Annotated in this window: 17 protein-coding genes, 2 tRNA genes and 1 riboswitch; of the genes, 2 read left to right on the top strand and 17 right to left on the bottom strand. The window is 60.2% G+C overall.

The window, feature by feature from the left end; translation table 11 throughout:
- Nucleotides 1-44: 44 nt before the first annotated feature.
- Entirely contained in the window at nucleotides 45-1,283 is a 1,239-nt protein-coding gene (locus ABIB48_RS11925) for a class I SAM-dependent methyltransferase (protein WP_354213087.1), read from the bottom strand.
- A 141-nt stretch (nucleotides 1,284-1,424) separates the two neighbouring features.
- Between ABIB48_RS11925 and ABIB48_RS11920 the strand changes: the two genes are divergently transcribed.
- The gene (locus ABIB48_RS11920; protein ID WP_110106350.1) at nucleotides 1,425-2,423 is read left to right on the top strand and encodes an MIP/aquaporin family protein; all 999 of its coding nucleotides are present in this window, start codon (nucleotides 1,425-1,427) and stop codon (nucleotides 2,421-2,423) included.
- On the opposite strand, the gene ABIB48_RS11915 is transcribed toward ABIB48_RS11920, so the two are convergent.
- The 16 genes from ABIB48_RS11915 to ABIB48_RS11840 form a co-directional block, all read right to left on the bottom strand.
- On the bottom strand, nucleotides 2,417-2,833 hold the full coding sequence (locus tag ABIB48_RS11915) for a YchJ family protein (RefSeq protein ID WP_170120958.1): 417 nt from the start codon (nucleotides 2,831-2,833) through the stop codon (nucleotides 2,417-2,419). The genes ABIB48_RS11920 and ABIB48_RS11915 overlap by 7 nt on opposite strands.
- Before the next feature lie 58 nt (nucleotides 2,834-2,891).
- On the bottom strand, nucleotides 2,892-3,620 hold the full coding sequence (locus ABIB48_RS11910) for a FadR/GntR family transcriptional regulator (protein ID WP_354213086.1): 729 nt from the start codon (nucleotides 3,618-3,620) through the stop codon (nucleotides 2,892-2,894).
- 197 nt (nucleotides 3,621-3,817) lie between these two features.
- Nucleotides 3,818-3,893: transfer RNA gene (locus ABIB48_RS11905), tRNA-Ala, on the bottom strand.
- A gap of 61 nt (nucleotides 3,894-3,954) precedes the next feature.
- Nucleotides 3,955-4,030: transfer RNA gene (locus ABIB48_RS11900), tRNA-Ala, on the bottom strand.
- A 110-nt stretch (nucleotides 4,031-4,140) separates the two neighbouring features.
- The gene (locus ABIB48_RS11895; RefSeq protein WP_110106347.1) at nucleotides 4,141-4,908 is read right to left on the bottom strand and encodes a histidine phosphatase family protein; all 768 of its coding nucleotides are present in this window, start codon (nucleotides 4,906-4,908) and stop codon (nucleotides 4,141-4,143) included.
- A gap of 46 nt (nucleotides 4,909-4,954) precedes the next feature.
- On the bottom strand, nucleotides 4,955-5,347 hold the full coding sequence (rsfS, locus tag ABIB48_RS11890) for a ribosome silencing factor (RefSeq protein ID WP_110106346.1): 393 nt from the start codon (nucleotides 5,345-5,347) through the stop codon (nucleotides 4,955-4,957).
- Nucleotides 5,348-5,379: 32 nt separating this feature from the next.
- Nucleotides 5,380-7,110 (bottom strand): hypothetical protein, encoded by a 1,731-nt coding sequence (locus ABIB48_RS11885; protein WP_354213085.1) that lies wholly within the window; start codon nucleotides 7,108-7,110, stop codon nucleotides 5,380-5,382.
- On the bottom strand, nucleotides 7,110-7,811 hold the full coding sequence (gene nadD, locus ABIB48_RS11880; RefSeq protein WP_110106344.1) for a nicotinate-nucleotide adenylyltransferase: 702 nt from the start codon (nucleotides 7,809-7,811) through the stop codon (nucleotides 7,110-7,112). Before nadD ends, ABIB48_RS11885 begins: the two co-directional genes overlap by 1 nt.
- Nucleotides 7,786-8,031, bottom strand: coding sequence for a hypothetical protein (locus ABIB48_RS11875; protein ID WP_110106343.1), 246 nt, complete (start codon nucleotides 8,029-8,031; stop codon nucleotides 7,786-7,788). Before ABIB48_RS11875 ends, nadD begins: the two co-directional genes overlap by 26 nt.
- 457 nt (nucleotides 8,032-8,488) lie before the next feature.
- Complete coding sequence (locus ABIB48_RS11870; RefSeq protein WP_110106342.1) at nucleotides 8,489-9,769, bottom strand: glutamate-5-semialdehyde dehydrogenase; 1,281 nt, start codon at nucleotides 9,767-9,769, stop codon at nucleotides 8,489-8,491.
- A gap of 95 nt (nucleotides 9,770-9,864) precedes the next feature.
- A complete protein-coding gene (gene proB / locus ABIB48_RS11865) occupies nucleotides 9,865-11,010 on the bottom strand; it encodes a glutamate 5-kinase (protein ID WP_315913641.1) in 1,146 nt (381 codons plus the stop codon).
- A gap of 5 nt (nucleotides 11,011-11,015) precedes the next feature.
- On the bottom strand, nucleotides 11,016-12,632 hold the full coding sequence (gene obgE / locus ABIB48_RS11860) for a GTPase ObgE (protein WP_354213084.1): 1,617 nt from the start codon (nucleotides 12,630-12,632) through the stop codon (nucleotides 11,016-11,018).
- 173 nt (nucleotides 12,633-12,805) lie between these two features.
- The gene (gene rpmA, locus ABIB48_RS11855) at nucleotides 12,806-13,063 is read right to left on the bottom strand and encodes a 50S ribosomal protein L27 (protein ID WP_044573643.1); all 258 of its coding nucleotides are present in this window, start codon (nucleotides 13,061-13,063) and stop codon (nucleotides 12,806-12,808) included.
- A 60-nt stretch (nucleotides 13,064-13,123) separates the two neighbouring features.
- Nucleotides 13,124-13,432, bottom strand: coding sequence for a 50S ribosomal protein L21 (gene rplU, locus ABIB48_RS11850; RefSeq protein WP_110106340.1), 309 nt, complete (start codon nucleotides 13,430-13,432; stop codon nucleotides 13,124-13,126).
- A gap of 393 nt (nucleotides 13,433-13,825) precedes the next feature.
- Nucleotides 13,826-15,526 (bottom strand): bifunctional hydroxymethylpyrimidine kinase/phosphomethylpyrimidine kinase, encoded by a 1,701-nt coding sequence (locus ABIB48_RS11845; protein WP_354213083.1) that lies wholly within the window; start codon nucleotides 15,524-15,526, stop codon nucleotides 13,826-13,828.
- A riboswitch (TPP riboswitch) is annotated at nucleotides 15,517-15,615 on the bottom strand. (Overlaps the previous gene by 10 nt.)
- A gap of 116 nt (nucleotides 15,616-15,731) precedes the next feature.
- Nucleotides 15,732-19,322 carry an Rne/Rng family ribonuclease gene (locus tag ABIB48_RS11840; RefSeq protein WP_354213082.1) on the bottom strand — a complete coding sequence of 1,197 codons (3,591 nt, stop codon included), beginning with the start codon at nucleotides 19,320-19,322 and terminating at the stop codon, nucleotides 15,732-15,734.
- A gap of 370 nt (nucleotides 19,323-19,692) precedes the next feature.
- On the opposite strand from ABIB48_RS11840, the gene ABIB48_RS11835 reads away from it, so the two are divergent.
- Entirely contained in the window at nucleotides 19,693-20,328 is a 636-nt protein-coding gene (locus ABIB48_RS11835; protein ID WP_315913637.1) for a vitamin K epoxide reductase family protein, read from the top strand.
- Nucleotides 20,329-20,448: the final 120 nt, after the last annotated feature.

Genomic DNA, 20,448 nt, shown 5'->3' with positions numbered 1-20,448 from the left:
GCCGGCCTCGTGGATGAAGCCGGCCCCATTCCCCAGCTGCCAGATTACCCCGGCGGAGGTGGCGACTCGTGAACGCCACGGCGGGCGCGCGAAACTTCAGGATAAGAACTAGAGCCTTCGGCCGTACCGGATGCCGCCTTGGTGGAAACTGTGAGAGTAAATTTGCTGTTACGAGCTACTACGCGCGTGGTTCCCACCGCTTTCGCCAAGGCACCCTTGTAGTCCAGATGGCGGTTATAAACGCACCACAGCTCTCCCCCAGGCGCCAGTACACGTGCTGTGGCTGCGAACAATTTATGTGCAATTCCGGCATGCACGGTGGCCCCCACGTGGAAGGGCGGGTTCAGGACTATTAACTCCGCTGAGCCAGAGGCGAACCCGGCCAGCGCATCATCACGGACCACCTCAATTTGATCGGCCAGAGCGTTGGCCAGCGCTGTGGCTGTTGTTGAGGCCACCGCCGCAGCAGACTGATCCGTGCCAATGACCTTCAGCTCCGGACGGGCCTTGGCCAGGGCCGCTGAAATGGTGCCATTGCCACAGCCCAAATCAATGGCCAGGCTCGCATCCGGGCGCATCTGGGGAACATAGTCGAGGAGGAAGCGTGTGCCGACATCAATTTTTGTGCCACCAAACGTAGCCCCGTGGGCGCAGATCCAGAGCCCTTGCTCCGCATGGAACTCCTTTTTTGGAAAGCTCAGCGCCGTTGCCTCCTTGCGTGGGCCGCTGAGGTGCAGTGGGCGGGATTTTCGCCAGGCCCGCCCTGGAACAACTGAGCTAAAGTATTCTGCCAGCACTGTATTCATGGCCAGGGTCATGTGCTTGATGCGGCCGCCAGCAAAAACTTGCACGGTTGGCGAGGCGTAGGTGCTGATAAGGGCCGCCACTTCTGCCAGTTCGTCGAGGCTGCGCGGCAACTGCCACAACACAACCTCTGCCTCGGTAAAGAGCTCCGGCCCCAACGCCATGGACGTGTACACATCGGCGTGTCCGCTGCGGTCTGCGTTGAATGCCAACGCATATTCCCCTGAAATACCATCCTGGCTCACGCGCAGTCCGGACAGATCATGAACCGTTGCAGAGGCAAGGGTCAGCGCTCCATACCGGTCCCCCAACACGGTGACGGATCCGGGGGCGGAGGTCTCCAGCGCGGCATAGGCCTGCTGGAGGATCAGCTCGTCTGTGGCGTCATGGGCGAAGAGGTTCTCTGCCTCTATGTCCGGGAACCTCCGCAAGTGCCCAAAATCAAAGACAATGCCCTCAAGTTCACTGTTTTCCTCCACCGACCAACTCTACCGCGCCGCATTTTCAGCCCAAGTTTCTTCCCCTGCCTTGGTGCCCAAAATCACACAGGATATATACTTGAGGCAATCACCTAAGTCACAGATACGTCGCCGTCATCGACGACTCGAAGGATGATTATTATGAGTCAAATTACGCCACTTCGCAGAACCGTCCGTGATGGCAGCGGACTCAAACGTGTTGGAGGTGTGTGGGGAGAGGTCCTGGCTGAATTCCTCGGCACCTTTGTCCTGATTTGTTTTGGTGACGGTGTTGTAGCCATGGCCGTAGCTGCGCTACCTGGCAGTGGCCGCGCCGCGACTGACACAACAATTTTCATGGCTGCCGGGGACTGGCTACTGATCACGTGGGGATGGGCGTTGGCGGTAGCGTTAGGCGTCTATGTGGCCGGTGGCGTTAGCGGGGCACACCTGAACCCCGCAGTGACGTTGGCGTTCGCCGTCCGGAGAAAGTTTCCATGGAACAAGGTTATTCCCTACGTGGTGGCTCAGGTTGTGGGAGCTTTTGCGGCTGCGGCGCTGCTCTACGTAGTCTATTTCAACGCCATTGACGCCTTCAACGCCGCATCCAAAACACAACGGGATCAAGCCGGCGGCTTAGCCACGTTCTCCATTTTCGCCACCTTCCCTGCGCCGTATTTCAAGGGCAATTTGACCATCCCGCTGATTGACCAGATTGTTGGTACTGCATTTTTGGTGATCTTCATTGTGGCCATCATCGATTTGCGCAACACAGCTGTTAAGGCCAATCTGGGACCGCTGATGATCGGCTTCGCTGTGGCGGCCATTGGGATGTCCTTCGGTGCCAACGCCGGTTACGCCATCAATCCCGCCCGTGACTTTGGTCCTCGCGTGTTTGCGTGGCTAGCAGGCTGGGGTGATGTTGCCTTGCCGGGCACCATCACGGGGGTTCCTGGCGCATTCAGTTGGTACTTCTGGGTGCCTATTGTAGGTCCGCTCATTGGCGGCATCATAGGCGTGCTGCTCTACGACTGGTTCATTGGCGATATCCTGCATGCCCGCCGCGCACTGGCGGATCAGGAGGCAGCTGCTAGTGGTAAGCCACGCATTGACCAGGATAAGACGGAACCGGGTCCGGCCGAAGAAGAGGAAGACTACTGAAGCTCCAAGGCCTGGACATACAGCCACTGGCTGCCAACTTTGGTAAAGCTACTGGTTTCCGTGAAGGAGTCCCGCAGTTTACGGTTCGCCGCTGAGCGGTAGTGTGCGCGGAAAGTCACCACGCCCTCACGCTCAAAGGGACCGCCGCGTTCAGTTCCGAGGATTTCCAATAGATACCACTTCTGGTCGGGGTCCAATTCCAAAGTCTCAGGGCGAGTGTCACTGTGCCAGGTTCGCAGCAGGTAGCCGGCATCGCCCAGGGCGAAGGCGCTGAAGCGTGAGCGCATCAGCGCCTCTGCTGTGGGCGGGAACGTCCGGGCCACAGTGTTGGCGCTGTCTAGGTAGCGCCCGCAGCAATTGAGCAACAGTTCCCCACTGTGGCAGGGGCAGCGCATTGTGTCCGTCGTCATGGTTCTCACCTTTCTTGTCCTTAGTTCCTCAATGCTCAGTGCTCAGTGCTCAGTGGATCTATTGGAGCGGGTGGGTTTGTGCATGGAACCATTCGATGTGGTTCTTGAGTTCTTTGGCTGCCCGGACGCCGTCGTTGGCTAGCACTGCGGCAAGGATCTCACCGTGCTGGGTACGCAAGGATGGGACCATGGAGTCCCACTTGGCTTCACTGTCAATGGCCTCGCTGACATAGCCCTGGATGGCCAAGCGCAGGGATTCCATCATGGCCGTGACAACCGCGTTTCCTGCCAGTGAGCTGAGCAGCACGTGGAAGGCGGCATCCAAGACATGGAATTCCTCCCGGTCCAGGCCGGGGGCTGCCATGGCTTCAAAAAGTTGGTGCAGGGTGGCCTCTTGGCAGGCAGTGCGTGGCTTCCCGGCAGCTTCCACAGCCGCCCACGTCTCCATCATGATGCGAGTCCGGACAATGTCTGCAACGGGAAAATGACTCGTTGCCATATGTAGGCGAAGTGTTGCCGCCAGTCCGGCTCGAGGATTAGCTATGACCACAGCACCGGATTGCGGTCCGGAGCCTACTCCTGTGCGGACCACTCCCATCACGTCCAAGACACGAATCGCATCGCGGACGGACGCGCGGGAAATACCGTGTTTCAACGCCAGGGCCCGCTCCCCCGGCAATTGATCGCCCACTTTAATCTTGCCGTCGCGAAGATCGGCTTCAATACTGTTCAGCACCGCCTCGTAGCTGCGGGTAATAGGCGTGGGATCGGGTTCTGAGGCGTGCACTGGATCATTCTCGCATTCAGTGCCGCCAGAGAGTGAATCGGCACCCGTTTTTGGCACAGAGCGAGCAAGCAGCGAGGCGTGGGAATAAATCCGTAATCCGGCTCAGTTGCCAACGCTTCACGCCCAGGCAGAGGAACTCCCCCACACGGAGGGCAAGAAAAAATCCGGCCATTCTCACGAATGGCCGGACCTTGTTTTGGTGGAGCTGAGGGGACTCGAACCCCTGACCCCCTGCATGCCATGCAGGTGCGCTACCAGCTGCGCCACAGCCCCAAAACTAACGATATTTAGTTGTAAACCCACTGAATAACTTCTTTAGCTCATTCAGCGTGTTTGGTGGAGCTGAGGGGACTCGAACCCCTGACCCCCTGCATGCCATGCAGGTGCGCTACCAGCTGCGCCACAGCCCCAAACACTGTATTTATTTGCCGATTTCCTTGACCTAGCGGTCTTGGCTGAAGCAACCTGTCTATCCTAGAACACGTTTTACCGTAGTGCCAAATCGGCGTGTTCAGGGCACCTAGTCCTCTACAGGCTGGTCAAGACCTTCGGGTGATTCATACGGTTCCGGAAGCGTCCCAACATTGTGTTCAAGTAGCCTCCAGTGGCCCACTCCCGATCCTGAATCAGCGGAATGGGCAGCTTCAACCACAGACCAATGACAATTGGAGAGCCCGGACAAGGTGCGCCACAACGGCTCCGGCAGACCCAACAGCTTAGCCATGGCTACCCTGGTGGCTCCTCCGTGGGTGGTGACCACCAGAGTGCCGCCGTCGGGAAGTACAGAGACACCTTCCAGAACGGCATCAACCATCCGTTGGGCTACTTCAACCCGGGTTTCCCCACCACCGGCCCGGACACCGGGTTCATCACGTTGCCACTGTTTGATCTGCTCGGGAAAGCTCGCAATTATCTCATCGAAAGTCCTCCCCTCCCACTCACCACCAAAGGTTTCACGCAGGCGTGGATCCACCTGAATAGGACCACCAGTGAGGGATGCCAGCTCTTGGGCAGTGGAGAAAGCCCGGGAGAGATCGGAGGAAAGTATCTGCACCGGATGCCCACCGGAGACGGCAGAACCGAGCTTGCCGGCTAGAAGTGCCGCGGCCCGGCTAGCCTGAGATGCTCCCACCTCGTCCAGAGGAATATCGCTCTGACCCTGAAAGCGTCCGGCAGCATTCCATGATGTGCGGCCATGGCGCCAAAAGATGACCCGCCGGCGAGGGCCGGCGGGCTGCAGAACTGAACGTCCCGGTGTTTGGTTGGCTATCAATGGCCACCGTCCCATCCAAGGTCCCCCAAAGGGACAATCACAGTGCTGATTCTTTTTCCTACTACTCTGTTACGGCAGCAGCTGAGGGGTCAGCGGCATCCAACTGAAGGTCAATGATGGGGCATTCCCCGTAAAGACGCTCGAGTGCGTAGAAAACGCGGTCCTCTTCATGCTGGACATGGACCACAATGTCGGCGTAATCCAGAAGAACCCAGCGGCCTCCCGAGCGGCCTTCGCGGCGTACCGGACGCAGACCAAACTTGTGCAGTTCGTCCTCGATGCCATCAACAATGGCGTTGACCTGGCGTTCAGTTGCTGCGGAGGCGATGAAGAAGATGTCCGTAATAGCCAAGCGGTCGCTGACATCGATGGCTGTCACATCCTGAGCCAATTTTTCCGATGCTGCCCGCGCTGCCGCGCGTGCCAAGTCAATCGACGTTTCTGATGCTGTCACTGGTGTTCCTTTGATTGTTGAAAAAATCTTGTTTAAAGAGTATTGGTCAATATCACGATGACGCTGACCACAAGAGCCGCACCGCCAAGAATAATACTCCCCCACTGAATCAGCAGGTTGCGTTGCGTTCGTCTCAGCCCGGCAGTCATGGCATCCAGGGGCTCGAGCCCGTGCGCGTAGTCTGCGGGCATGGGGGGCATTTGTGAGCGTTGCACCGGCTCCGCTGCAGTCGCGGCGTGTGAGGGATAAGGACCTGACACTTCAGCAGCAGTAGCAGTATGCTCCCCGTTCGCCATGGCCTCAGCACGTTTGATAGTGCTACTCCTGCCACCCGTCAAAGGGCGGTTTCCCGGACCAGGGCGGTGCACGGCACGTGCTGCCAGCGCCGCATCGAACCTCTCAGCACTAACGTTGGGCACGGTGGGGCCGGAATCCGGGATTTCCCCTGACGCTTCGCGGCTGGGCTGTACCACTGCCCGTGCCTTGGCTGGCGCCTGCCGTGGAGTGGAACGTGTGACAATTGGCACATGGGTAGTGGCCGGCGGACGCATAACGCGCTGGTCCATCCCGGGTACGTCAATAAACTCCATGGGCGTAACCATGGCCAAGTTATTCGTGGCCGTGGGGTCAGCCGGCGGACGCCGATTCTTGGCATTTTCCTGAACCAGCCGTTCACGGGCCTGTGCGCGCCGGGCCAAAATAGCGGCCCTTTCCGATTCAGCCCGCTTGGCTGCCAGCATTTGAAGTTCTTCAGTGCTGGGAGCAACTGGCGGCCCCGCCGAGATCGGATAATAGCTCCCACCGGGAACAAGTCCGGGCATGGGAGGAGAATTACGCTCAAGTTCACTCTCAAGCGGTGTCTGCGCCTGAACTTCCGCGGCAGCGGCGGCGTCAGGTGCTGCGGCAGTCTGCGGGCTTGGCGCACCCTCGCCATCAGCTGAGATGGACGCGGCACCTTGGTCTGCGCCAGCCTGATCCACGGTGAACAGGGCGGCACTGCTAGGCAAAGCTGTCGGTGGGCTTGGCATTTTCACGGCGGCCGGCGGCACGTCCAGTGGTGTCACAGCCTCAGGCGCCGATGCGCCGGGCAGCTTTTTATCATCAGTACCTGCGGAGGCGGTACTGATCCCGGTTTGCCTCCGGCTGGTAGCAGGGGCTGCACGGCGCCCTGCCCTGGTACGAGGCACAGGCGTTAGGCCCGGAACCGCACTTCCAGCAGGCGTAGGGGCACCAGCAGAGGCAGACTGCTCGGTGGCGTCCGCGGGGACATCGCGGGCGCTGTCCGCCGTGGCCTCGCTGGTGGTGTGGGAAGCGTGAGTATCCGTTAACGCCACAGCCGGGCTCTGACTCGTCTGAGGCGAAGCACCCGCCTTTCCCGCCCGTGAGGTGACAGAGATGACAGGGTTCACTGCCGTGATGGGTGCCCGTTCTGCATCAAGCTGAGCCTGACGAAGCGTCTTTCGTGATGGCAGCGGGCTCAGTTCGCCCGGATCGACAAGGTCCTTGTAGGCACGCAAGGCAGCCCTGTCGCGTGCCCGAGTCTGTGATTGACGTTCCCGAGGTAACGGTGCCTCCGCGGCGCTGGCTTCCTTGCCGGCGTCGGCGGTGCCTGTTGGTACTTCTGTTGCGCCGTGAGCCCGGTTAGCAGGCGAAACAGGCGCCATGATCTCAGGCACCGCGGAGACTTCCGGGGCACCCGTTCTGTGTGCAGATTGCTCGCGCATTTCTCTGCGACTACGAATCGGCTCTGTTTCCTTGCTCATCACTTACTCATTCGGTTCTCTTTAGTCACCGGCACTATGCCTGCTCCGGCATCTGTTACGGGTTGCACGTACAGCCCGTACTTGGCAATATATTGCACCACACCGTCCGGAACCAAGTACCAAACGGGATTGTGCTCTGCCACTCGCTGGCGGCAGTCGCTAGAAGATATTGCCATAGCAGGCACTTCCAGCAAACTTACATCGGTTCGCCCTCTGTCATCGAGCACATGCCCTGGCCGGGTGACACCCACAAAGTGGGCCAAATCCCAGAGTTCTTCATTGTCTTTCCATGACATGATCTGCGCCATGGCATCGGCACCTGTGATGAAGAACAAGTCCGCTTCAGGACGCATCCTGCGCAAATCACGCAATGTGTCAATGGTGTATGTGAGCCCTGGCCTATCAATATCCACACGGCTCACCGTGAATTGCGGATTCGCAGCCGTTGCAATGACAGTCATCAAGTAGCGGTGTTCAGCGGCGCTGACCTGGCCTTTTGACTTTTGCCATGGCTGGCCGGTGGGCACAAAGATGACTTCGTCTAGCTTGAAGACGCTCGCAACTTCACTGGCTGCAACAAGGTGTCCATGGTGGATCGGATCGAACGTGCCACCCATGACTCCAACCCGGAGACGGTCCCGGGTACCTTTAGCGCAAGATACCCGGGGGGTTCCCTCAGTGATGGGAAGACGCCTGGCCATCGTTGTGCAGGTGCTTGTTGGTGTGCTGGCGGTGCGGGTCTTCAGTTGCTTCAACAACACTGTGGCGGTTGCCCAAGTTCATGAAAGAGACCGTAACAAACATCAGCAACAGCAGGGCAGCAAGCATAGTACCGCCAATCACATACGGCGGCGCAATCAGCGGCGCAAGATCGTGTTCTTCTGCGGCAGCCAGTACGACGCCGGCAAGCTGGGTCAGCATTATTTCTCCCCTTGGGTACGTGGCCTGGCGGTTATGTCACCGCACCAAGGCCAATTGTTGCTTGTATTCCTTCTAATGGTACGTGCAATCGGCATGCTCAGGGACACCGGCCGCGCCGTGTGGGCCACACGTGGCTAATTTCCAAGCCAGGCCCCAGGCCCGAGGGACCCGCCGCGAGCCTGCGAGTAGTGGGAGCACACCTAACGCACTGGGCCCCCAGGCCCGAGGGACCCGCCGCGAGCCTGCAAGTAGTGGAAGCACACCTAACGCACTGGGCCCCCAGGCCCGAGGGACCCGCCGCGAGCTTGCGAGTAGTGGAAGCACACCTAACGCACTGGGCCCCCAGGCCCGAGGGACCCGCCGCGAGCCTGCGAGTAGTGGAAGCACACCTAACGCACTGGGCCCCCAGGCCCGAGGGACCCGCCGCGAGCCTGCGAGTAGTGGGAGGGCCTGGGGATTAGCCCCGGATCTGACCTTCGCCCTGAACAATCCACTTGGTGGTAGTCAGCTCGGTCAGTCCCATGGGCCCGCGAGCGTGCAGCTTTTGGGTCGAAATGCCAACTTCAGCCCCCAGCCCCAGTTCTCCACCGTCCGTGAACCGGGTGCTGGCATTGACAATGACGGCCGCGGAATCTATCTCAGCCACAAATTTTTCGGCGTTGGATAGGTCGTTGGTCAGGATGGCTTCTGTGTGACCGGTACTCCATCTGCGAATATGCTTGATCGCTTCATCCATCGAGTCAACCATTTTCACTGCCAGGTCCAGGTCCATGTATTCAGTGGCCCAGTCCTGGTCAGTGGCAAGATCCGCTGTGAGCCCTGCGGGCAGCACCGCCTGCACCTGCTCGTCAACATGGAGCCGAACCCCTGCCTTGGCCAAGGCGGAGAGGACGGGGCCAAGTACTTTGGCATCCTTGTGCACCAGGAGTGTTTCTACGGTGTTGCACACGCTGGGACGCTGGGTTTTGGCATTGAGCAAAATATCTACGCTCATCTCTTCTTTGGCGCTGGCGTCAATGAAGATGTGCACATTGCCTTCACCAGTCTCAATGACAGGGACGGAGGCGTTGTTCACGATGGTTTGGATCAGTTCGCGTCCACCACGGGGAATAAGGACGTCCACGGCACCGCGGGCCTTCATAATCAGGTTGGCGCCTTCGCGGCCAAATTGATCAACTGACTGGACTGCGTCCGAAGGCAGGCCAACGGAATCGAGGGCATCACGGAGGATACTCAGGAGCGCCTTGTTGGTGTTCGCTGCGGCAGTGCCGCCACGCAGGATGACGGCGTTGCCGCTCTTGAGCGCCAAGCCGGCAATATCAACTGTCACGTTGGGGCGGGCCTCGTAAATGGCGGCCACAACGCCCATGGGTACGTTGATCTGACGCATGCGCAGACCGTTGGGAAGTGTCTGACCACGCACCACATTCCCTACAGGATCCGGCAGGGTTGCAAGGTTCTCAAGTGCATCTGCGAGTCCTTTGATGCGTGGCTTGGTGAGGGTAAGCCGATCCAGCATGGGCACGGAGGTGCCGTTCTGAGCGCCATTGGCCACATCTTTTGCGTTGGCGCTCAGGATGGTGTCCTGATTCTCCAGGAGTGCCTTGGCAATGGCTCGCAAGCCCTTGTCTTTCCATGCACGGTTGGCCCCGGCCATGCGGCGGGCTGCCCGGCGGGCGCGGTCGGTGATCGCCCGAACTTCGGCGGCAATATCTAGTTCTACAATCTGCTCGGTCATGTCACCAAGTCTAAGGTACCTGCGAATGAGATGCTGTGGCGTCTCCCTCAGAGCGTCCCGGCTGTGCCACCCCTGTAAACTGCCGGGCAATCTACTTAGGGGTTCAGGAGCACCAGGTCATCGACGTGGATAACCTCACGTTCAAATTCGCGGCCCAGTTCCTTGGCCAACGCCTTGGTTGAGCGGCCCAACATTTGGGGTAGATCCGAGTACCTGTAATTGACTAATCCCCGGGCAAAAACATTTCCTGCGGAATCACAAATTTCCACCGCATCGCCAGGGTCAAAATCACCGGTGACGGCCGTGATACCGGCGGGCAGCAGCGATTTGTGCCGCTCCCCCACGGCCCGGACGGCGCCGTCGTCCAACACCAACCGACCACGAATATCGGCCAAATGCGCCAGCCAGAGCATGCGGACGGGGCGCTTATTTCCGTTGATCCCAAACCAGGTGCCCACGTCTTCACCAGCCAGAGCCTGCGCTGCCTGCTCCGTGGAGGTGACGAGTGCCGGGATGCCTGTTTCGGCGGCAATCAGGGCAGCCTGAACCTTGGTGGCCATACCGCCTGTACCAATCCCGGCCTTGCCCGAACTGCCTATCACAATGCCTTCGAGGTCCTCGGGTGAGTCCACATTGCTGATGCGCGTGGCACCTTCCGCGGGCGGACCGTCGTAGAGGGAATCGACGTCGGAGAGCAGGACCAGCGCATCAGCCTTGACAAGATGGGCCACCAGAGCAGCCAACCTGTCATTGTCACCAAACCGGATTTCATGGGTGGCCACGGTGTCATTTTCATTGACAATAGGGACCACGCCCAGATGCAGCAGACGCTCCAGGGCCCGGTGAGCATTGACATATTGGTGACGGCGCGTGAGGTCCTCAGCGGTCAACAGGACCTGGGAGGCTGTCACCCCGTGAGAGGCGAACGCCTGGTTGTAGTGCGCCATCAAAAGGCCCTGCCCCACACTGGCAGCTGCCTGCTGAGTGGCAAGATCCTTGGGTCGCTTGGACAGGCCCAATGGGAGCAGGCCGGCGGAGATGGCTCCGGAGGAGACCAAGATGACCTCTGTGCCGGCGCGCTGACGCTGCGCCACAACAGCTACCAGCGCCCGTAGCGCCTCCTCGGAAATACCACCGGCAACTGACGTCAACGACGACGAGCCTACCTTCACCACGATTCGCGCCGCAGTCGCTATATGGCTACGCGATGTACCTGAACCCGCCTGATCCTGCCCCGTCATTGCCATTAGTCCTGAGCTGCACCTGTGGCGTCGGATGAGCCTTCGGCAGCAAGATCCGCGGCGATACTGTGCGCCTTGCTGGTGGTACGGTCATCACTGAGCTCGGTCCAGATACCGGCCTCGCGCTCGGCAGCCATTTCGGCGCGTGCAGCGGACTTTGCGTCGCGGCGATCCTGCTGTTCCTGGCGCTTCTGAGAACGTGTGGGGCGATCACCCAGATCCAGCAGGCGCAGGTCGGTGCCACGGGGTGCGGCCAGGTGCTCGGCGCCACCCATCATGGTCGGTTCCCAGTCGAAGATCATGCCGTTGTCCCCGCCAATGACCACGGTATCCCCAGGTGTGGCACCGATGCGGAAGAGTTCCTTCTCGACTCCCGCCTTCGCCAGCCGGTCTGCTAAGTAGCCAATGGCTTCCTCGTTCTGGAAGTCAGTCTGCTCAACCCAACGCTCGGGCTTTTCCCCGCGAACACGGAATAGCGGAAGCATATTGCGCTCTTCACGATGGATGGTGAAGGACGATTCATTGACTGCACGGGGGCGCAGCACAACGGGCGCAACCTTAACGGCCATGTCCGCTTGGGCCTTGCGCGCCGCCATGACAATTTCAGCCATGGCAAAGCCGAGTGCCTTCAAACCTTCGTGGCTTGCGGCGGAGACTTCGAAGACGCGGTAGCCGCGTGATTCCAGGTCGGCACGGACAAAACCAGCCATGTCACGGCCATCAGGAGAATCAACCTTGTTCAGGGCGATCAGGCGGGGGCGGGCGTTCAAAGGCACCACGTCACCGTCGGCTCCTGCGAAACTCATGTCAACGTCGTACCGGTCAAGTTCGCGCTCGATGATGGCGAGGTCACTGATGGGGTCACGATCAGCTTCAAGGGCGGCACAGTCCAAGACATGCACAATGGCGGCACAGCGTTCTACGTGACGCAAGAAGTTGTGGCCCAGGCCCTTGCCTTCGCTGGCACCTTCAATGAGGCCGGGCACATCAGCCATGGTGAAACGTACGTCACCGGCTTGGACCACACCCAAGTTGGGGATCAACGTGGTGAAGGGGTAGTCAGCAATTTTGGGCCGGGCCGCAGACATGGCAGCGATGAGGCTGGACTTACCGGCGGATGGGAAGCCCACCAGGGCAATGTCAGCTATGGACTTCAACTCAAGGACAATGTCAGCCTCTGAGCCCGCAATACCCAACAGCGCGAAGCCCGGAGCCTTGCGCTTGAGTGAGGACAGAGCATTGTTGCCAAGTCCGCCTTGGCCACCGGCGGCAGCAATATATTCGGTACCGATGCCCACCAGATCGGCCAAAACATTGCCGTCTCGGTCCTTGATAACGGTGCCATCGGGTACTTCTAGGATCAGGGATGCCCCGTCCTTGCCGTCCCGCCAGTCACCCATGCCGGGCTGGCCGTTGCCGCCGCGGCGGTGGGGTGCGTGGTGGAAGTCAAGCAAGGTGGTGGTTTGGTCACTGACGCGGAAGGTGACGCTGCCACCGTCGCCGCCCTTGCCGCCGTCGGGCCCGCCCAACGGCTTGAATTTTTCGCTGTGAACTGAGACGCAGCCATGGCCGCCAGTCCCGCCGGATACGTGCAGAACAACCCGGTCAACAAAGCTGGCCACTGAAATCTCCTTGAATAGAACGTGCTACTGCGTACTAATTCTAGTCCGCTGCACAGCTGCACACCGATATCGGTTGGCGCTGCTGATGGTAATAAAATCTGATGTTAAAACTGCCTGTGTTAAAAGCCAGTGGAGCGAGCCATGCGGCCCGCTCCACTGGAAAAGCTTTGGTATTAGACCGTAGCTGCAACGATGTTTACAACACGACGTCCACGACGTGTGCCGAACTCGACTGCGCCAGCGTCCAATGCGAACAGCGTGTCGTCCTTGCCACGGCCGACGCTAACGCCGGGGTGGAAGTGAGTGCCGCGCTGGCGAACGATGATTTCGCCAGCCTTGACAACCTGACCGCCGAAGCGCTTTACGCCCAAGTACTGAGCGTTGGAGTCACGACCGTTGCGAGTGGAACTCGCACCCTTTTTATGTGCCATTTGAAAATGCCTGCCTTTTTACTAAAAGTATCTAAGTGGATCTAACGCTCAGTGCGCTTATTAAGCGATTGAGGTGATCTTGACCTTGGACAGTTCCTGACGGTGACCCTGACGCTTCTTGTAGCCGGTCTTGTTCTTGAACTTCTGGATGACGATCTTCGGTCCACGAAGATCCTCCAACTTTTCAGCCGTAACCTTCACATTAGCCAGGTCCTTCGCGGCTGTGGTGAGCTTGTCACCATCAACCAAGAGCAAAGCGGGCAGCTCAAATGTGCTACCGACTCCACCGGGGACGCGGTTCATGGTCACGTGGTCTCCTACGGAAACCTTTTCTTGACGGCCGCCTGCGCGGACAATCGCGTACACCACTGGGGAACTCACTTCTCTCGACGTTATTACAAAGTTTTTATGCCAACATGAATCATAATTGACCATGCTAACCGTATGCGCCGCAGTTCAAGATTGAACAGACACGGTATGCATACTATGTGCCTCAACGCCGTGGACCTCAATGGAGTTCTGCCATGGAGTGGTTGCCCTAGGTGTTGGCGTAAGCACCGAAGATCAAGAATACGCTAATTCTGGCTCCGGGAGCAAATGAGACTGATTTCGTATCCTGCGCATCCTCGGACAAGTGAATATTTTCATCCGATGGCTGCGGCGATCCCCGAAACCGTACTAGGCAACTTTAGCGCGACTCCGAGGAGAAAAACGCATTTCCGGGCGTGACTCGCCGCATTTTTTACTTTATCCGGCGTGGTGTTAATCACTCTGGGTACCTCGGGGCGCAGGAGCGTGCAGGTGCGGGGCCGCAAAGAAGTCCGCCTCGTACGCGGCGGAATAGGCAAAGGCTGCCTTCATGCCGGCCCGCTCACGCACTGAACCGCTCCGTGCTGCGTTGTCCAGGATGGCAATTGCCGTCTCCGTGGCTTTGGCAAATTCTTCGGAGGCGTACGTTTGCAACCAGGCCCCGTAGGGGTGCTCACCCTCAAACGCCAGGTACTCGGTGTGCAGCATGCGGCCCACATCCGCATACAGCCAATAGCAGGGCAGCACTGCGGCCACTACTTCGCCGTAGCTTCCCGAGAAGGCCACGCCCTGCAGGTGATCCACATAGTGTTTGGTGACAGGTCCTTGCATCAGCCCGGCGCCTTGCCCGCCCTCCAACAGCCCTGCCGCATCGTGTTCACGCTCCAACGGATACTGGCTTAGCCAATCTCGGTGCAATGAGACTTCCACTTCCAGGCAGTTCTGTGCCCCGCCCGCCCAAAACTTCTGCTCCGCCTCGGTAGGCGCCAGGGCACTGGCCCTCGCGAGCACTCGCGAGTACGTGCCTAAGTAGAGTGCGTCCTGGGCCAGATAGTAGGCAAAGTGCCTGCGGGCGAGTGTTCCCGCGGCAAGTTCGCTAATGAAATCAAGGGAAGCAATCGCGGCACGTTGCTCAGCGCAGTCCGCCCAGAGCTCTTGGCTGAAGCTATCTGCGTGAGGAGCAGCAGTTGCCCACAGTTCGCTCAGGTGATTGACGGGCCCCGAACCGTGACCCACCGCCAGTTCAGCAGATGTTTCCAAGGCTCGAGCCAGCCACGCCTTGGCACGGGCCACGCTGCGGGGCCAATCATTGAGCTGGGGCATAAGAGTTGCCAGAGCCGCCGAAAGTGAGCAGCCGGTGCCATGAGTGTTGGGGGTGTCAATGCGTGTCCCCATGAATTCATGCACTGTGCCGTCCGCGGAAACCAGGGCGTCCGGACATTTCCGAGACGCAAGATGCCCACCTTTGACCAGCACCCGGATCTGGTGTTCGGCTGCCAGTTCCTTGCCCTGTTGCACCGCCTCGTCCCAGCTTGAGGCCGCGGGCTTGCCCAGCAGGACACCAAGCTCGGGAATATTGGGGGTGACCAGGTGCGCCAGGGAAAGCAGAGAGAGCATGGCGTTGCGGGCCTCGGGAGCCATGAGCGTGTCACCGCTGGTAGCCACCATGACCGGGTCAAGCACGACGACGGGAGGCCGGGTTGCCGCCAGCCACTGCCCTACCGCGCTCATCACCTCGGCCGTGCCCAGCATGCCGATCTTCACCGCATCAATGCTGATGTCTTCGGAGATGGCTTCCAGCTGTGCCCTAAGGAATCCAACATCCGGCACGTGAATCTCGCGGACGCCTCGCGTATTTTGGGCCGTCAATGCCGTGATGGCGGCCATTGCGTAACCGCCATGGGCGCTGATTGCTTTGATATCGGCTTGGATACCGGCCCCTCCCGAAGGGTCGGAACCGGCAATACTCAAAACCCGTGGGTGGCGTGTTCCCGGGAGATGTGGCACTGGCAGTGCCGCAGCAGGCGAGCCTGCAACAAGCGAGCCGTGGACTGTTGAGGCTGGGATTGTTGAGGCTTGGACTGTTGAGGCTTGGACTGTTGAGGCTAGGGGTAGCGCGTCTTGATCAGAAGAAACTAGTGCAGTTGTATCCATGGGGACATCCCTTCGCCGGTGCTAACCGGGCAGGTTCAACGGGTATTGTCTCAGCCGGCCCTGATGGCCTGGCACCCCGTGTCTGTTTCCACCCTAACCCTGCTAGCAGGCCAACAAAAAATAGCCCGCAGCAATGCCTGTAAAGTGACGCACATTTGCGTTTCTTCAAGCACTGCTGCGGGCCATTGAGAGAAGGCCTAGGCGGTTACAGCTCGGAAGCCGGAACCCCTACACCCAAAATGATGGGCTCGGCACTCTTGTGGACTACCGGCGCCGGTGTAGAGATGCGCACCTGGGCGCTGCTGTGGGGAGCTGAACCTTGGCTTGTAACAGGCGCCTCTGACGTTTCTACCGTCATATCAGCACCACCTTGAGCACTGCGTGCGCTGCGGTTGCGGCGGCCACGGCGTGCTCGGGAACGGTTACTGCCGGACTCTTCCGCCTCCGCTACCTTGTGCTCGTGCGTAGAGGGCTCGGGTGTAGAGTGCTCGGGCGCAGAGTGCTCTGCCCCGGGGGCTGAGAGCTGGTCCAGCGCCTGAGTCAGCCCCGCCAGAGCGGCTGCCTGATCAGCATTGTTGTGCGCAACCATGCCACCGCTTTCACTGCGATGCCCACGCGGCAACTCAATGGCCTCCCCACCCAAGGTGAGGATTCCGGCGTCGTGCATTACATGCTGCTCCGAAGCATCCGCAGCCTGGTGGTGCCCCTGCGCTGGGGAATGCTCGTGATGCGTGGCAGCAGCTGCGGCAGCAATATTCGCCAGCGCGGCACGGGCTTCGTGAGCCTTCTGCGCCTTCGCGGCTTCAAGGGCCTCGGCAGCCTCATCGGACAGCGGCGTCACGGGGGTTTCCTGATGCTGCTCCGCCTCGTTCCCCTGCGTACGGTTGCGGTTGCGCTTCCGCTCGCTTCGGGTTGAGCGGTTAGCGGTGCGTTCCGGCTCGCGCTGCTCCACGGTGGGTGCGTGAACCTGAGCCTGAACCTGGGCGCCTTCCACGCCGGGTGTGTGCGGGCGGCGGTGCTCCACGGGAATTTCGTGGGTGACCATGCCGCGGCCGGCGCAGGTGCCACACTGCTCACCGAAGACCTCAAGCAGGCCGGTGCCCATACGCTTGCGGGTCATCTGAATCAGACCCAAACTCGTCACCTCGGCCACCTGGTGCTTGGTCCGGTCACGTCCCAGGCACTCAACCAGGCGGCGCAGCACCAGATCGCGGTTGGATTCCAAAACCATGTCAATGAAGTCAATGACAATGATGCCGCCAATGTCGCGCAGCCGCAGCTGGCGCACCACTTCCTCGGCAGCTTCTAAGTTGTTCTTGGTGACGGTCTCTTCCAAGTTGCCGCCGGATCCGGTGAACTTGCCCGTGTTCACATCAACCACTGTCATGGCTTCCGTGCGGTCAATGACCAGTGAACCACCGGAAGGCAGGAACACCTTACGTTCGAGGGCCTTGTTGATCTGCTCGTCAATGCGGTGTGCACTAAAAATGTCTTCGGGGTTGGTCCACTTTTCCAGACGGTCCAACAGATCCGGGGCCACGTAGGTCACATAGGCCTCAATGGTGTCCCAGGCGTCTTCACCCGAGACGATGAGCTTGGAGAAGTCCTCATTGAAGACGTCACGGACCACCTTGATGGTCAGATCCGGCTCGCCGTAGAGCATTTCTGGTGCCAGCGTCTTGGAGGAGGCGGCACGGTTGTTGATGCCTTCCCACTGGGCGCGCAAACGGTTGATGTCATTGGTGAGCTCTTCCTCACTGGCACCCTCGGCTGCTGTGCGCACAATGACCCCGGCGTTCTCGGGCAGGTGGTCCTTCAGGACCCGCTTGAGACGGTTCCGTTCGACGTCGGGCAGCTTACGTGAGATCCCTGTCATGGAGCCGCCGGGCACAAACACCAGGTAGCGTCCGGGCAGGGAAATCTGGCTGGTCAGGCGGGCACCCTTGTGGCCAACAGGGTCCTTGGAGACCTGGACCAGAACCGAATCGCCGGACTTCAGCGCGTTTTCAATGCGGCGCGGCTGGCCGTTGAGGTCCGCTGCGTCCCAGTCAACTTCGCCAGCGTAAAGAACCGCATTGCGGCCGCGGCCAATATCCACGAAGGCCGCTTCCATGCTGGGCAGCACGTTTTGGACCTTGCCCACGTAGACGTTGCCGATCAGGGAATCCTGCTGCGTCTTGGAAACAAAGTGCTCGGCCAGGATGCCGTCTTCGAGAACACCAATCTGGATGCGGTCATCGGCTTGGCGGACCACCATGACGCGGTCCACGGATTCGCGGCGGGCCAGGAACTCGGCTTCTGTGATGACTGTGCGGCGGCGGCCGGAATCGCGGGAGTCGCGGCGGCGCTGCTTCTTCGCTTCCAGACGGGTAGAGCCGCGCAGGCTGGTAACACGGTTAGAGACGCTTGCCGTGGGCTCGGCTGGTACGCGGGGGGCTCGCACACGGGTCACCGTGTTGGGCGGATCTTCATCGCTGCCGCCGGTCAACTCCAGATCCGTATCGCCACGGCGGCGACGGCGGCGGCGGCGGGAGGTCACGCCGTCGTCGCTGTCATCAGAATCGCTCTCAGCGACGTCGACATCTTGGCTCTCATCCACCGGCTGCGTATCGGCTGCGCGGGGCCGGCGGTTACGGTTGCGTGAGCGGCCACGCTGATCGGCATCCGCGCCGTCCTGCGTGTTCTCCTCAGGGTTCCCGCCCTGCGTGGTAGCAACGGGTACCACTAGGCTCAGATCCGGCGCCAAGAACAGTGCCGAGATGCCGGAATCCGGAGCATGGAACAAGGAGTCCGTCACAGCGGGTTCGGCTTGTTCGGGCGCATCAATGGCCTGCGGTGCTTCAACGAGTTCTTGGGCAGCTTCTTCGGAATTCGCAACGGTTCCTTCGGCAGCCGCACCGGCCACGGTAGGTACGTCAGCCTCGGCTGCGGTTACGGTTACGGCCGAGGCTGCGGACTCGGATGCGGGGGTAGACGTGGGGGCTGAGCTCCGGCGGCGGCTGCGCGTTGCCTTGGGCGCTACTGCAGCAGCAACCTGCACGGGCGCTTCTTCGGTGGCAGCCCCTACCTCACTGACGCTCTCCTGGTCGGCTACCTGGGCGGCCTCCGGCGCGGCTACATCTGCCGCTTTCGCAGAGGCGCGGCGTGAGGTTGATCGGGTGCGGGAAGTGGCGGCCTTGGGAGCGTCTGCCTTCTCGGTGGCAACCTCAGCCGTCGCTTGCACTTCGACAACGCCCGTGTCTGCGTGCTGCTCTGCTGCAACCTTGGTGACGGGAGCTTTTGCTGCACGGCTGCGCCTGACCGGAGCCTTGCGTGCAGGAGCATCTTCTTCAGGCACAACTGTGGCTGGGGCGCCGCCTGTCAGGATCAGTTCACCCTGGCCGGCAACTTCACCCGAAACGGGAGCAGTGACGGGGGCGCTGGCACGGCGACGGGGGGCCTTCTTGGCGGGGGCGGCCACGTCATTGGCTGCGGCTTCAGAGCCGGCTTTCTCAGAGTTGGCGGCTTCAGAAACGGCGTCTCCAGAAATGGCGTCGAGCAGCGACAAGCCAGCATCGCTGACGGACGGCGCCTCTGCTTCCGCTGCGGAGCTACTCAACGGTGAATCGCTCTTTTTGGCGCGGCTGCGACGCACGGGAGCTTTCTTGGCTGGCGTTTCAGCCTCGGCCGGTGCTGCGGCGGCTGTCCCAGGGCTGGTGACGGCTGAGGTGGCTCGGCGGGACCGCGTGGTGCGAGTCTTTGGAGCTGCGGCCGGAGCAACTTCTGTGTTCTCTAGTGTGGGCTGTTCATTTTCCATTGTGGGCAGTGCCTTCGCACCGATTTGGCACCTCCACATCGGGCGCCAAAGTCGGCTGATGTGCCAACACCCTCGGGCGTTGACGGAAGTCGTCTAATTACTTTCCAGGCGGCACCAACTTCCGGGTGCGCAAGCTCTGAAAAGCCAATGGTTTGCCAAATACTGAGCTGGTGGATGGTTGCACACACAGGCAACGTCTTCTCCAGCAGCCAGTAGGCGTGCCATAGGACCGAAAGGCGCATGTGGATCGCCGCCCAGCCTTTTATATTGTCTCACACGCACTTGTCCTACCTGCGATTTCGCGCAGGGCGCGCCATGATTGGCACGCTACAATCAGGACACAATCACCGGTCTCGATGAATAGGACGCCATGCCACGCACCACAGTTTCCCCCATTGAGCCAGCTGATCTGGACAAACCTGCCCTGGCGCGCGCCAAACCCTTTGGCTGGCTGTTGGTCATTACCGGCGCCATCGCCTGGATTGCATCCTTCACCTTGGTGCTGGAGAGGCTAGAGCTTTATAAGAATCCGAACGCCATTGCCAGCTGCGACGTCAACGCTTGGATATCCTGCAGCGACGTCATGAAGACGCCCGAGGCAGCCCTGCTTGGCTTCCCGAATCCCTTCATTGGCGTGGCCGCATTTGCCGTGGTGATCACCACAGGCATGGTCCTGCTGGCGGGGGCAAAAATGAGCCGCTGGTACTGGATCGGCCTGCAGATTGGCATCACCGCAGGCATGGCCCTGGTGTCCTGGTTCTGGTTCACAGCGTTGTACACCTTGGCGATCTTGTGCCCGTACTGCATGGTGGTGTGGGCCATGATGATCCCCCTCTTCGTGTGGACAACGCTGCGGAACATCAATCACGGCATCATCCCCGCACCCGCTGCGCTGAGAAAGTTCCTCAACGATTGGTCCTGGACCATTGTGGGACTGATCTACCTGGCCACCCTGGCATCAATCTTCTTCCGGTTCATTCACCTGATCATCCCCTCCAACGCCTAGCCTTCCAACGCTCGGTTAACTACCAACCGAGCGTTGGATGTGGCCGCGGGGTTAAAAACGACGGCGGGGGCTCACCATAAGGTGAGCCCCCGCCGTCGAACTTCCGTGGATGGGCCCACG

This window comes from Arthrobacter sp. UYCu511, assembly GCF_040547105.1.
GTDB classification, from domain to species: domain Bacteria; phylum Actinomycetota; class Actinomycetes; order Actinomycetales; family Micrococcaceae; genus Specibacter; species Specibacter psychrochitiniphilus.
This window is presented reverse-complemented; position numbering and strand designations above follow the sequence as displayed.